This is a genomic window from Robiginitalea marina (assembly GCF_024006985.1).
GTDB classification, from domain to species: Bacteria; Bacteroidota; Bacteroidia; order Flavobacteriales; family Flavobacteriaceae; genus Robiginitalea; species Robiginitalea marina.
On the sequence record NZ_JAMXIB010000005.1, the window covers coordinates 183,586 to 195,207 of the forward strand.

General features: G+C 56.9%; 13 protein-coding genes. 7 read left to right on the forward strand and 6 right to left on the reverse strand.

Features of this window, described 5'->3' with window-relative positions:
* Window positions 1-80: 80 nt before the first annotated feature.
* Window positions 81-353: a Sec-independent protein translocase subunit TatA/TatB gene (locus NG653_RS08155; RefSeq protein WP_252741291.1), complete on the forward strand. Its 273-nt coding sequence runs from the start codon at window positions 81-83 to the stop codon at window positions 351-353.
* A gap of 5 nt (window positions 354-358) precedes the next feature.
* Window positions 359-919, forward strand: a complete 561-nt coding sequence (locus NG653_RS08160) for a phosphatase PAP2 family protein (RefSeq protein ID WP_252741202.1) — start codon at window positions 359-361, stop codon at window positions 917-919.
* On the opposite strand, the gene NG653_RS08165 is transcribed toward NG653_RS08160, so the two are convergent.
* Window positions 897-1,538: an O-methyltransferase gene (locus NG653_RS08165; protein WP_252741203.1), complete on the reverse strand. Its 642-nt coding sequence runs from the start codon at window positions 1,536-1,538 to the stop codon at window positions 897-899. The two genes, NG653_RS08160 and NG653_RS08165, sit on opposite strands and share 23 nt — an antisense overlap.
* A 306-nt stretch (window positions 1,539-1,844) precedes the next feature.
* Between NG653_RS08165 and NG653_RS08170 the strand changes: the two genes are divergently transcribed.
* The 3 genes from NG653_RS08170 to NG653_RS08180 all read left to right on the forward strand — a co-directional run bounded on the left by NG653_RS08170 (window position 1,845) and on the right by NG653_RS08180 (window position 4,862).
* The gene (locus NG653_RS08170) at window positions 1,845-2,309 is read left to right on the forward strand and encodes a GNAT family N-acetyltransferase (RefSeq protein WP_252741204.1); all 465 of its coding nucleotides are present in this window, start codon (window positions 1,845-1,847) and stop codon (window positions 2,307-2,309) included.
* Window positions 2,310-2,375: 66 nt separating this feature from the next.
* On the forward strand, window positions 2,376-3,656 hold the full coding sequence (kynU, locus tag NG653_RS08175; protein ID WP_252741205.1) for a kynureninase: 1,281 nt from the start codon (window positions 2,376-2,378) through the stop codon (window positions 3,654-3,656).
* Window positions 3,657-3,710: 54 nt separating this feature from the next.
* Window positions 3,711-4,862 carry an MFS transporter gene (locus tag NG653_RS08180; RefSeq protein WP_252741206.1) on the forward strand — a complete coding sequence of 384 codons (1,152 nt, stop codon included), beginning with the start codon at window positions 3,711-3,713 and terminating at the stop codon, window positions 4,860-4,862.
* On the opposite strand, the gene NG653_RS08185 is transcribed toward NG653_RS08180, so the two are convergent.
* On the reverse strand, window positions 4,859-5,539 hold the full coding sequence (locus NG653_RS08185; protein WP_252741207.1) for a hypothetical protein: 681 nt from the start codon (window positions 5,537-5,539) through the stop codon (window positions 4,859-4,861). The genes NG653_RS08180 and NG653_RS08185 overlap by 4 nt on opposite strands.
* A 128-nt stretch (window positions 5,540-5,667) precedes the next feature.
* Here NG653_RS08185 and NG653_RS08190 point away from each other — a divergent pair, with 128 nt between their 5' ends.
* Complete coding sequence (locus tag NG653_RS08190) at window positions 5,668-6,216, forward strand: ClpP family protease (RefSeq protein ID WP_252741208.1); 549 nt, start codon at window positions 5,668-5,670, stop codon at window positions 6,214-6,216.
* Window positions 6,217-6,311: 95 nt separating this feature from the next.
* Here NG653_RS08190 and NG653_RS08195 read toward each other — a convergent pair whose 3' ends face one another.
* The 3 genes from NG653_RS08195 to NG653_RS08205 are packed head-to-tail and all read right to left on the reverse strand — an operon-like array spanning window position 6,312 to window position 9,308.
* Window positions 6,312-7,844 carry a cryptochrome/photolyase family protein gene (locus NG653_RS08195; protein WP_252741209.1) on the reverse strand — a complete coding sequence of 511 codons (1,533 nt, stop codon included), beginning with the start codon at window positions 7,842-7,844 and terminating at the stop codon, window positions 6,312-6,314.
* 3 nt (window positions 7,845-7,847) lie between these two features.
* Window positions 7,848-9,146 carry a DASH family cryptochrome gene (locus tag NG653_RS08200; protein ID WP_252741210.1) on the reverse strand — a complete coding sequence of 433 codons (1,299 nt, stop codon included), beginning with the start codon at window positions 9,144-9,146 and terminating at the stop codon, window positions 7,848-7,850.
* Between the two features lie 3 nt (window positions 9,147-9,149).
* Window positions 9,150-9,308 carry a DUF2256 domain-containing protein gene (locus tag NG653_RS08205; protein WP_252741211.1) on the reverse strand — a complete coding sequence of 53 codons (159 nt, stop codon included), beginning with the start codon at window positions 9,306-9,308 and terminating at the stop codon, window positions 9,150-9,152.
* A gap of 130 nt (window positions 9,309-9,438) precedes the next feature.
* Here NG653_RS08205 and NG653_RS08210 point away from each other — a divergent pair, with 130 nt between their 5' ends.
* Window positions 9,439-10,794, forward strand: coding sequence for an FAD-dependent oxidoreductase (locus tag NG653_RS08210; RefSeq protein ID WP_252741212.1), 1,356 nt, complete (start codon window positions 9,439-9,441; stop codon window positions 10,792-10,794).
* A gap of 43 nt (window positions 10,795-10,837) precedes the next feature.
* Here the strand turns inward: NG653_RS08210 and NG653_RS08215 are convergent, their stop codons facing one another.
* On the reverse strand, window positions 10,838-11,620 hold the full coding sequence (locus tag NG653_RS08215) for a zinc ribbon domain-containing protein (RefSeq protein ID WP_252741213.1): 783 nt from the start codon (window positions 11,618-11,620) through the stop codon (window positions 10,838-10,840).
* Between the last annotated feature and the right edge of the window lie 2 nt (window positions 11,621-11,622).

Genomic DNA, 11,622 nt, shown 5'->3' on the forward strand with positions numbered 1-11,622 from the left:
TCCTGAGGAAGTCCCGATGCGTGCGCATCGGGACTTTTTTTATTTTGGCGCTTAAACTTCTGTATATTTGTGGTATGTCAATGACGTTTTTATTCATTAGCGGGGCTGAGATTTTTTTTATCCTTTTTGTGGTGGTGATGGTGTTTGGGGCCGATAAAATCCCCGGTATAGCCAAGGGCCTGGGCAAAGGCATGCGCCAGCTGAAGGACGCTACGGAAGACATCAAGCGGGAGATCCAGAAAAGCGCCGAGAAACAGGGCCTGGACACCTCCATTACCGACGATATCCAAAAAGAAATCCGGGAAGTCAAGAAAAACCTGGATGACGTAGGCGGCACCATCAGCAGGAAATAAGGCCTATGCTGGAGCAGCTCCTCCTGTGGGACCGGGAAGCCTTCCTCTACCTCAACAACCTGGGGGTTGCCCCCCTCGATCCCTTTTGGTCCACCGTGACCGACATCGCCCCCTGGACCCCTTTATTCGTGTTGTTTTTGGCGTTGCTCCTCAGAGCCTATCCCTTGAAGCAGGCGGTGGCAATAGCCTTGACGGCTTTTGTGTTATTGGGGGTTGTCCTCTGGTTCACCGACTGGACGAAAGCTGCAGTTGCCCGCCTGAGGCCTAACCAGGACCTCAGGCTGAGACCCCTGGCAAGGATCCTGAGGGACGCCGGGGGATACAGTTTTTTCTCGGGGCATGCCTCCAGTTCATTTTCCATTGCCACCCTGATGTTTATTTTCCTGCAAAAGCATTTTCGCGCGGCTTTCTTGTTCTTCCTATGGCCCCTGCTTTTTGCCTCGAGCAGGATTTTCGTCGGGGTGCACTATCCGTTGGATGTGCTGGTAGGTGCCCTGGCCGGGATCGCTTTCGGGGCCCTGTTTTACAGCGGGCACCAGCGGTTCATTTTACCGTACATACGGTAAGGCCATCGCGGATGGGGAGCAGTACCGTCCGCACCCTGGGGTCGTCGCGAAGGCTCTGGTTGAAGGCAACCAGTACCTTGGTGGCCTGGTCTTTGGGGTCAACGGGTTCCAGGACCTTGCCCGACCACAGTACATTGTCCATGAGGATGGTGCCCCCCGGGCGCACCCTGGGGAGTACCGCCTCGAAATACTGCGGGTATTCCTTCTTGTCTGCATCGATGAATACCAGGTCAAAAGCACCTTTAAGGTTTGGAAGGACCTCCAGGGCCAGCCCGGTGTGCTGGACAATTTGCTGCCCGTAAGGGCTCCGGTCGAAGTACCGGCGTTGCATGGCGCGGAGCTCCTCGTTTTTGTCAATGGTGTGTAGTATGCCTTCCGGGGCCAGCCCTTCCGCCAGGCAAAGGGCCGAATAACCGGTGTAGGTACCGATCTCCAGGATGGCTTTGGGCCGCAGCAAACGGGAGAGGAGGCTAAGCACCCTGCCCTGGTAATGGCCGGTGATCATGCGGGGCATGAGTACTTTCAGGTGGGTCTCCCGGGTGAGCTCTTGCAGCAATTCAGGTTCCGGTTCGCTCTGTTCTGCAATGTAGGCTTCCAGGGAGGCGGATAAAAAATGCATGGGCTTTTTCGGCAAAACTACGGAATTCGCCCCGACTGGCCGGCCAACGGGGTGGCGCGATGGGGGGTAGGGTATCAAGGCATTAGCATTCACGTGGGGGGTATCCCCCCCTCCCCCAAAGGCAAGTTACCCTCCCTCCCTGCAACTACCCCGCACCCCGGCACTATTCTTGCCGCCTGATGTTATGGTCACTGCGGAATCCAGGCGCGGGGCCCGAATGCCTTTCCCGTCCCGTGGGGACATCCGGCTTCCACTGGAAATTCGGAAAATCATCCCTAAATTCACGCGCCAGAAATCCGTTATCCCATGAAGGTAACCACAAGACAAGCCACCCTGGAAGACCTGCCGGTGTTAAAGGAATTTGAACAGGGCCTGATCCGCGATGAACGCCCCTTTGACCCTACCATCCGCCCGGATCCGGTCACCTACTATTCCCTGGAAACTTTGTTGCAGGATCCCAATTCCCATGTCGCCGTGGCCGAATACCAGGGGGAGCTGGTGGCCTGCGGTTACGCGACCCGGAAGGTGCCCCGCCATTACCTTGACCACCAGGCCTATGCCTATTTTGGTTTTATGTATACCCTGCCGCAATACCGCGGACGGGGGATAAACCGGCAGATCATGGAGGTGCTTAAGGCATGGGCCCTGGAGCAGGGGTTGCATGAAATCAGGCTGACGGTATACAAAGACAACCTACCGGCCATAAAGGCCTACGAGAAGACAGGGTTCCTGGAGCATATCGTCGAGATGCGACAGCGGCTGGCCGATTGACCCCGGGTTTTTCCGGACCTCCCGGAATTGGATACTTCGTCGTATTTTTGGGCAAAACCCCATGGGATGAGATTTGAAAATACAGCGGACTATGCCCTGCGACTGGACCAGGAGGACCCCTTGCGCCACTACCGGGAGGAATTTCATTTCCCTCAGGTGAAGGGAAAAGACGTCATTTACTTTACCGGGAATTCCCTGGGACTACAACCTAAAAGCGCGCAGCGCTTTGTGGATGACATCATGAAGGACTGGCGGGAACTGGCTGTGGAGGGGCATTTTTACGCAGAGAAGCCCTGGTGGGACTACCACGAGAGGCTTGCCCCGGCCCTGGCCCGCATTGTCGGGGCCAGGATACGGGAAGTCTCGGTCATGAATACCCTGACCGTGAACCTCCACCTCCTGATGGTCTCCTTTTACCGCCCCCATGGAAAGCGCTACAAAATCCTGTGCGAAGAAAAGGCCTTTCCCTCTGACCAGTATATGCTCCAGAGCCAGTTGAAGTTCCATGGGTACGACCCAGGGGAGGCGTTGATCGAAGTCCGTAAGCGCCCGGGGGAGCACCACTGGCGTACAGAGGACATCCTGCAGGCCATCGAATCGCATCGGGGGGAACTGGCCCTGGTACTTATGGGAGGGGTGAACTATTACAACGGGCAGGTCCTCGATATGGCGGCAATTACAAAGGCCGGCAAGGCGGCTGGCGCCATGGTGGGGTGGGACCTCGCCCATGCCGCAGGGAACGTGCACCTGGCCCTGCACGACTGGGAAGTCGATTTCGCTTCATGGTGCAGTTATAAATATATGAACAGCGGGCCGGGGAATGCCTCCGGCATCTTTGTGCATGAAAAGCACCAGGCCGATCCGGATATCCCAAGGTTTGAGGGATGGTGGGGGACCAAAAGGGAAACCCGTTTTTTGATGCAACCGCGTTTTGACCCGATCGAATCCGCTGATGCCTGGCAGGTGAGCAACCCGCCCGTGCTTGCCCTGGCGCCCTACCTCGCCTCCCTTGAACTATTTGAGCAGGCGGGGATGGATGCCCTGATCGCCAAGAGGGACCGGATTGTGGCCTACCTGGAATTCGTCCTCGGCGAGGTCGACCGGCAGGTGGAGAGCACGTTCGAGATCATCACCCCCCCCGGAGCCAGGGGGTGCCAACTATCGGTATTCCTACACGGGGAAGGCAGGCCCCTTTTCGACTACCTGATGCAAAACGGGGTGATTACCGACTGGAGGGAGCCCAATGTGATCCGCCTGGCCCCGGCCCCTTTTTACTGTTCCTATACGGATATGTACCGCTTTGGGGAGATCCTGAAGCAGGGCATCCTGGAACGCACGGGGGCATAGCGGGGATTTGCAATTTCTGGCCTATCTTGCGGCGCTTAAATGGCACTCCCTGGTATGAAATCCCTCAAGCTGATCCTTTCCAACCCCCGATACCTGGCCCCTGCCCTGGTTTTCGCGAGCCTTAACCTGTGGTTTGGCACATGGGCTATCTATATCCCCACGGTCAAGGAACAGCTGGACATTGACAAGGCCAGGCTGGGTTTCGCCATTTTTTTCCTTTCCCTGGGGGTGTTTACCGTATTTCCTGTGGCCGCCCGCGTGGTGAACCGCCTGGGGGTGGGCCGTGCCACCTGGTTCGGGGTACTGGGCTGCAGCGCTTTTGCTTTGCTTCCCCTTATGGCCCCCAATTACTACCTGCTGATGGGCGCTCTTTTCCTTTTTGGCGCTGCCAATGGCATCCTTGACATCGCCATGAATACCCTGGTCACTGAAATCGAGAAGGAAGACGGGCAGAAGTTCATGTCTGCCACCCATGGGTTTTTCAGCCTTGGGGGGGTGCTGGCCGGCCTCGGGAGTTTTCTGATCGGGCCCATTGGAAACCCGGCCCTGCATATGCTGGGCGTTGTTCTGGTGGTGTTCTGGGTGAATTTTCGCTACCGGAAATACTACCTCACCGTCAGGGCAGCCCCAATGGAACAGGAAGCCTTCAGCCTGAAACTGTTCAGGCCGCTCTTCCTGCTGGGGCTGGTATCTTTTATCGTAATGGGTGGAGAGGGGGCTATTGTCGACTGGAGCGGGCTGTACCTGAGGGAAATCAGCCAGGCCCCGGAGTACCTGATCGGGTCGGGTTTCCTGGCGTTTTCCGCTACCATGACCCTGGGCCGCTTCCTCGGGGACGGCATCAGCACCCGGATTGGGTCGGTCCGCATCGTTGGCCTGGGGAGCCTGATCGCCATTTGCGGCTACCTGGCGGTACTGAGTACTTTTACCTATATGGCCCTGCTGGGCTTTGCCCTGATCGGGCTTGGGTTTTCGGTAATCATCCCTGAACTGTTTCGGATCGGGGGGAACATCAGGGGGGTCGATTCCGCCCAGGGAGTCGCCTTTATTGCCGGCACCGGGTACTCCGGTTTCCTGCTCGCACCCCCCGTGCTGGGATACCTCGGGGAGCATTTCCGGCTTACCACGACGTTTACCGTGCTCCTGTTGGGGGCGGTTTTCGTGTTTTTGGCAACGTTCCTGATCCGGGGCAGGGGGGGAGCTTAGTCTACCGCAACCCCCGTAAAATAGAGTTTAAACGAGCCGTCGGCGTTCTGGTGCACGGTGGAGATCAATAACCCCCCATGTTCCTGGTAGCCTTCCCAGGTGGTGGCCAGGGAAGGTTCCGGCTGGTTGCCCCGCCGGTATACCCATTCGCGCACCACGGAGTCTTTCCCGAAATAAAAGTCATAGGCGTCGCCGGGGGTATAACCGCCTTCCTGTCCGTAGGCAATGGTCAGTTTGGCCATGGATTCCCCGGAAATAGGCGCCCGGGCAGTATCCTGGTAGGTATGCGTAATGCTTCCCCGGTCCCAGACCCACTGATACGGGGCCAGTAGCCAGTATTTGTCGTTGATGAAACCGGCATCGGCCTTTGCCGTGGCCGAGTCCACTTCCGAGCGCAGGTAGGTGAGGGTATCGCCTTCTGCGATGCGCGTCACCCGGTTTTCCCGTACCTCCCAGATCCATGATCGTTGGGTGGTGAGGGCACCGCCCCTCTCGACGTTGAAGCTAAACCGGATCCGGTTTACCCGGCTCCAGTTGTTGAAGCCGTGTTTTTCCGCCAGGGCCCCGAGCAGGTCTGCCGGGGGTTGGGGGTTAGTTTCCGTTATCGTGTCCGGGGAAGCTGCCTCCCTGCAAGAGGCAAAGGCCAGGAAGGCGAGGAAAAGGAATATGGGCCGCATGGGTTTTCTTTTTTTTTCAAAGATACATCTCTTTTTGCAGAGCGGTATTCGCCGGAATTTTAGGGGCCCGTCCGGGTATGCCTTGTCTGTAAAAATGTGTATTTTTGATCCCTAACCCATTACGCTCTATGAGTTCAAAAAAAGGAAAAGTCCAGGAACTGATCGATGCCCGCCTGCTTGAGGAGCGGAAGGTGTTTCTCTGGGGTATGGTAGATGATGATTCTGCCAAGCACGTGATCGACCGCCTGTTGTACCTCGACATGCAGAATGACAAGGAAATCCAATTGCTCATTAACAGCCCCGGGGGGTATGTAACCTCCGGGTTCGCTATTTACGATACCATTACTTCCCTGAAAAGCCCGGTGTCTACCATCTGTACCGGCCTGGCAGCTTCCATGGGATCCATCCTGCTTTCGGTGGGCAAAAAAGGCCGGCGCTTTATCCAGCCCCACGCCCGGGTGATGATCCACCAGCCCAGCGGCGGGGCGCGGGGGCAGGCCACCAATATTGAAATCCAGGCGAGGGAAATCCTCAAAACCCGTGAGATCGGGGCCCGGATACTGGCCGAGAATTGCGGCCAGACCTTTGATAAGATTATGAAGGATTTTAACCGCGACTACTGGATGGATGCCCGTGAATCGGTCGACTACGGCATCGTGGACGACATCCTGCAATAAATCCCTCCCCCTTAGCGACCCCTTATCCGACGGGGCTTAAAAGCCAGCGCACCCTGTGTTTTCCTCAGGAAGGGCCGTGTAAATGATGGGCTTCGTCAGAAGCGCTCCGGGTGGGCAATGATGTCGGCCGCCCGGGCTTTCAGGGCGGCCAGTTCCCCGTCTACTTTCTGATCGAGCAGGCGGTACATCATCCCCATCCGGGGGTTTTGGGACAGGGTTTCCCGCTTCTCATCGAGGAAATTCCAGTACAGGGCATTGAACGGACAGCCCGTGGGACCAGTTTTTTCCTGGGGGTCATAGGGGCACCCCTGGCAGTAATTCCCCATCTTCTGCAGGTAATTGGCTGAGCTCACATACGGTTTGGTAGCCACCAAACCGCCGTCGGCGAACTGGCTCATCCCACGGGTATTCGGAAGTTGTACCCATTCCACGGCATCGGCATAAATGCCCAGGTACCACCGGTCGACCTCATCGGGTTGCACCTGGGCCAAAAGGGCAAAATTCCCTGTAACCATCAGGCGCTGGATATGGTGGGCATACGCTTCCTCCAGGCTTTGGCCGATGGTGTGGCTCAGGCATTTCATCCGGGTTTGCCCGGTCCAGAAAAATTCAGGCAGGGGGTTTTGGTTGTTCAGGGCGTTCTTGTCCCGGTACCCCGGCATTTCCATCCAGTAGATCCCCCTCATGTATTCCCGCCACCCGAGCACCTGCCGGATGAACCCTTCTGCCTGCGACAGGTGGATGCGGTCCCTGTGGGCCCTGAAATAGGCCTCCACGGTTTCCACCACCCGCCTCGGGGAGATGAGTTTGGCATTCAGGGCGAAGGAAAGGCGGGAATGGAACAGGAATTTTTCCCCGGAATGCATGGCATCCTGGTAATCCCCGAAATGGGGGAGGAGGTGCCGGCAAAAATAATCCAGCAGTTCCAGGGCCTCCCCCGGGGTGGTGGTCCATTGGAAGTGCGCGGGGTCAATAGTCCCAAGGGTCTTCACCCCCGCTTGCCGGATTTCAGCGACCAGGGGGCTGACGTCCTTATTCAGGGGCAGGCCCGGGGGGATGGCTGGCTTCCCCTTCCAGGCCTTGCGGTTCTCCCTGTCGAAATTCCACTGTCCCCCCAGGGGTTGGCCGCCCTCCATAAGGACCCCGTGTTTTTTTCGCATCCTTCGGTAAAAGGATTCCATGAGGTACTGTTTTTTGCCCCGGAAAAATTCCTTCAATTCCCCCCGTGAAGTATAGAAATGCGCGGTATCAAAAGCCTGGCAGGGGATGGCAAGGGAAGTACACAGGGCTTGCAGCTGTTGGTCCAGGCGGTACTCGTCGGGCAGCTGGTATTCAAACCTCCCGATATTTTCCTCTTCGGCCACCTGCCGGACCACCCCGGCAAGGCTCTGGGGATTGTCCGGGTCGCCGATCCTGAAATAGCGCACCTGGTACCCCTGCTGTTCCAGGGCACCGGCAAACGCGCGCATGGCGGCAAAGAAGGCCACTACCTTCTGGATGTGGTGGACCACATAATCGGTTTCCTGCCGCAGTTCGGCCATCAGGTACACCACCCCTTCCCCGGGTTGCCGGAACCAGGGGTGTTCGGGGTTGAGCTGGTCGCCCAGGATTAGCCTGAGGGTTTTCATCGTTTAGAATAAGGCAGGTTGCAGCCAAAGGCGGCGGAAGGCCCCATTGGGGTCATACCGGCTCGCCTGCAGGGCCGTGTTAAAAGTCCGGTCACGGGGGTCGTTGCCGACCCCGCTGTTGTACATCCAGTTTCCCCAGTTGCTGTGGACATCGTAGTCCAGGAGCATGCTCTCAAAATAGGCAGCCCCGGCACGCCAGTCCTGCCCGAGGGCCTTCGCCCAGTAGCTGGCGGTATTCTGCCGGCCCCGGTTGCTCATCCATCCGGTATGCCGCAGTTCCGTCATATGCGCATTCACAAAGGCATCCGGGGTTTGCCCCAGGGTCCATGCCCGGAGCCATTGATCCGAGAGCCCGTGGCTTTCCCCCTGTTCCCTGATCCCGCCCGGGTGAAAAATCCGGTTGCCGTGCTTCAGGGAAATGAATTTGAAATAATCCCTCCAGATCAGTTCAAAGACCAGCCAGTAGGTGTCCTGGTTGCGGACAACCTCCTTTTCGTAGCGCTTCACCTGTTCGTATATCTGACGGGCCGACAGGGAACCGTTGGCCAGCCAGGGCGAAAACTTGGAGCTGTATTCGGTCCCCACCATCCCGTTCCGGGTCTTTTTGTAATAACTGAGGCGTTTGGTTTTCCAGAAGTACTGGTCCAGGCGCTCCCAGGCTGCCGTGGAGCCCCCCCTGAACGGAAAGGCTGACCTCGGGTCCCTTTCCGGGACCTCCAGCCCAAGGGCTTCAAGCCCGGGGAGGTCCGATTCGGGTTCCACCCAATGCGCATCCGGCCTTTTTTGGGGGAGGGGCAGGCAGGGCCGCACCGCGGCCTCCTTTTCACAGGCTTTCCGGAAGGTGGTAAATACCTCCGGAACCCTCCCGAAATCCGTATAAGGGGTATCTTCGGGGTGGAACAGGAACTGGTCGTAATGTTCCCGAAAAGCCACCCCCGGGGGTAGCGACCGGATTACCCGGGCGTTGATTCGGGCTTCATCGCGGGTCCATTCGCGCTGGGCATGTATTTCCGAAATACCAAAGCGGGTCACCAGGTCGGGGATTGCCTCTTCTGGCCGCCCCGGGCAAATGAACAGGGGGATGTTCAACCCCCTGAGTTCGCGGGAAAGCGCTTCCACGGTTTCCCTGAGGAATGCTGCACGGAATTTTCCGGTCCGGGGAAAGCCATAGGGGTCCTTTTCGAAAAACCGGGGGTCGAAACAATACAGGGCCAGGACCCGTTCAGCCTTGCAGGCGTGTGTCAGGGAGGTGTTGTCGGCACACCTCAAATCGTTGCGGAACCAGTGAAGGGCGGTTTTCATGACTTATTGGCTCGCATGGACTTCCCGGGTGGAACGGCACTGCCGGCAGCGCTGGCTGCAATACCGGACCTCCTCCCAGTTTTTCTCCCATTTTTTCCTCCAGGAAAAGGAGCGGTTGCAGACCGGGCATATTTTTTGCGGCAGGAAGGGTTTTTGATGCATATTGTTTAACAAAAATATAAAAACAATAAACATTAAGGGTTAACGAATCCTTAAAAGCCCCACGGGGCCCATTTGGGCTGTGATTGCTCCTCAATTTACTACCTTTATCCCCTTAACATTTTGGTATACGATGAACCAAAGCCCCAAAAACATAGGTATCGTGGGTTCCGGCCTGGTGGGGGCCCTGCTGGCTATTTACCTGAGAAAGGCAGGCCACAGGGTAACCGTATTCGACCGGCGTCCCGATATCCGCACCGTGGAGTTCACGGGGAGGTCCATAAACCTGGCCATGAGCAACCGCGGCTGGAAGGCCCTCAGGGGCGCCGGAATAGAGGAAGAGGTCAGGCGTATTGCCATCCCCCTGTACCAGCGCGCCATGCACCTGGTTGGCAAACCCCTTTATTATCAGCCATATGGAAAAGATGGGGAAGCGATCTGGTCGATTTCCAGGGGCGTGCTCAACCGGAAAATGATCGACCTGGCCGAAGCGGCGGGGACTACCTTCCGCTTTGGGGAAAAAGTATGGGACGTGGACCTGCCCACCGCCCAGCTCTTTACCGGGGAAACGGAAAAAGGTACCTGGGACGCCTGGAAGTTCGACCACATTTTCGGCTGCGATGGCGCCTTTTCCCGTGTCCGGCACAAGATGCAGCGACGCAGCCGCTTCGATTACTCCCAGGAATTCATTGATGTGGGCTACAAGGAACTCACCATCCGTCCCAACCCCGACGGCACCCATAAGCTCGACAAGAATTCCTTCCATATCTGGCCGCGCGGGTCCTTTATGTTCATCGCCATGCCCAACCTCGACGGGAGTTTTACCTGTACCCTTTTCCTGCCCTTTGAAGGGGAGGTTTCCTTTGAGGCCCTGAACACCCGGGAAGATACCCGGGCCTTTTTTTCCAGGCACTTTCCAACCGTGATGCCCGATATCGACAACCTCTGCGAGGATTTTGCCAAAAATCCCACCAGTGCCCTGGTTACGATCAAATGCTATCCGTGGACCTATTGGGATAAAATTGCCCTGGTGGGGGATGCGGCCCACGCCGTGGTACCCTTCTTCGGACAGGGGATGAATGCCGGTTTTGAGGATATCTCGGTGCTCTATTCGCTGATGGAAACCTATGGGGACGACTGGGAGGCCATCTTCAGGGCCTATGAGGCGCAGCGGAAGCCCGATGCTGACGCCATCGCCGAACTCAGTTATCGCAACTTTGTGGAAATGAGTACAAAAACCGCGGATCCGTCGTTTTTGCTCCAGAAGCGGATCGAGAAACATTTTGCCGAGCAGCACCCGGGCCTGTGGATCCCGGCCTATTCCCGGGTGACCTTTTCAGACCGCCCCTACCGGGAGGCGCTCGAAATCGGGGACCAGCAGGAAGCCATCATGAAAGAGATCATGCAAATGCCCGATTTGGAGGCCCGATGGGACAGCCTTGAGGTCAGCAACCGCATGCTGGAACTGCTCAGGGAGTATGGGGAATAAAAAACCCGGCTGCAGGCCGGGTTTCTTAAAGTTCCATTAGAGGCTATTTGAGCCCCCGGAAGAGGTCCTCCATTTTTTGTTGCTCCTCTTCGGCTAAAACGGGGTCAACCAGTATGCGTCCGCTGTGTTCATCGGTGATGATTTTCTTGCGGGAGGCTATTTCCACCTGTACCTGGGGTGGGATGGTGAAAAAGGAGCCCCCTGAGGCCCCGCGTTCCACGGCTACCACGGCCAGGCCGTTCTTCACCCGGTTGCGTATCCGCTTGTAGGCGGAAAGCAGCCGCTCTTCGATGATCTGTTCGAATTCCGCAGATTTCTCCACCAGGGCCTTTTCTTCTTTTTCGGTTTCGGCCAGGATGGCATCCAGCTCCCCTTTTTTATGCTTCAGGTGGGTTTCCCGCTCCCCGAGTTGTTCCTTGGTAGAAGCGATCAGCTCTTTTTTCTGCTCAATCTGGGCCTTGTATTCCCGGATGTGCTTTTCGGCCAACTGTATTTCCAGTTCCTGATATTCGATTTCCTTGGCAAGGGAGTTGAATTCCCTGTTGTTGCGGACGTTTTTTTGCTGTTCGTTGTATTTTTTGATCAGGGTTTTGGCGTCCTCAATGGTATTTTTCTTCGCCGTGATTTCGTAGTTGATGGTCTCTACATCGGTTTTAAGCTTGTCTATCCGCGTTTTCAGCCCCTGAACGTCGTCTTCCAGATCTTCCACCTCCAGCGGCAACTCCCCGCGGACATTGCGGATCTCGTCTACCCGCGAATCGATGAGTTGCAGGTCATAGAGGGCTCTGAGTTTTTCTTCTACAGTCACTTCGGTCTTTGCTGGCATAA

Bases quoted from the DNA above. Each gene is read 5' to 3' on its own strand.
- NG653_RS08155 (WP_252741291.1), top strand. From the start codon at position 81: ATGACGTTTTTATTCATTAGCGGGGCTGAGATTTTTTTTATCCTTTTT.
- NG653_RS08160 (WP_252741202.1), top strand. From the start codon at position 359: ATGCTGGAGCAGCTCCTCCTGTGGGACCGGGAAGCCTTCCTCTACCTC.
- NG653_RS08165 (WP_252741203.1), bottom strand. From the start codon at position 1,538: ATGCATTTTTTATCCGCCTCCCTGGAAGCCTACATTGCAGAACAGAGC.
- NG653_RS08170 (WP_252741204.1), top strand. From the start codon at position 1,845: ATGAAGGTAACCACAAGACAAGCCACCCTGGAAGACCTGCCGGTGTTA.
- kynU (WP_252741205.1), top strand. From the start codon at position 2,376: ATGAGATTTGAAAATACAGCGGACTATGCCCTGCGACTGGACCAGGAG.
- NG653_RS08180 (WP_252741206.1), top strand. From the start codon at position 3,711: ATGAAATCCCTCAAGCTGATCCTTTCCAACCCCCGATACCTGGCCCCT.
- NG653_RS08185 (WP_252741207.1), bottom strand. From the start codon at position 5,539: ATGCGGCCCATATTCCTTTTCCTCGCCTTCCTGGCCTTTGCCTCTTGC.
- NG653_RS08190 (WP_252741208.1), top strand. From the start codon at position 5,668: ATGAGTTCAAAAAAAGGAAAAGTCCAGGAACTGATCGATGCCCGCCTG.
- NG653_RS08195 (WP_252741209.1), bottom strand. From the start codon at position 7,844: ATGAAAACCCTCAGGCTAATCCTGGGCGACCAGCTCAACCCCGAACAC.
- NG653_RS08200 (WP_252741210.1), bottom strand. From the start codon at position 9,146: ATGAAAACCGCCCTTCACTGGTTCCGCAACGATTTGAGGTGTGCCGAC.
- NG653_RS08205 (WP_252741211.1), bottom strand. From the start codon at position 9,308: ATGCATCAAAAACCCTTCCTGCCGCAAAAAATATGCCCGGTCTGCAAC.
- NG653_RS08210 (WP_252741212.1), top strand. From the start codon at position 9,439: ATGAACCAAAGCCCCAAAAACATAGGTATCGTGGGTTCCGGCCTGGTG.
- NG653_RS08215 (WP_252741213.1), bottom strand. From the start codon at position 11,620: ATGCCAGCAAAGACCGAAGTGACTGTAGAAGAAAAACTCAGAGCCCTC.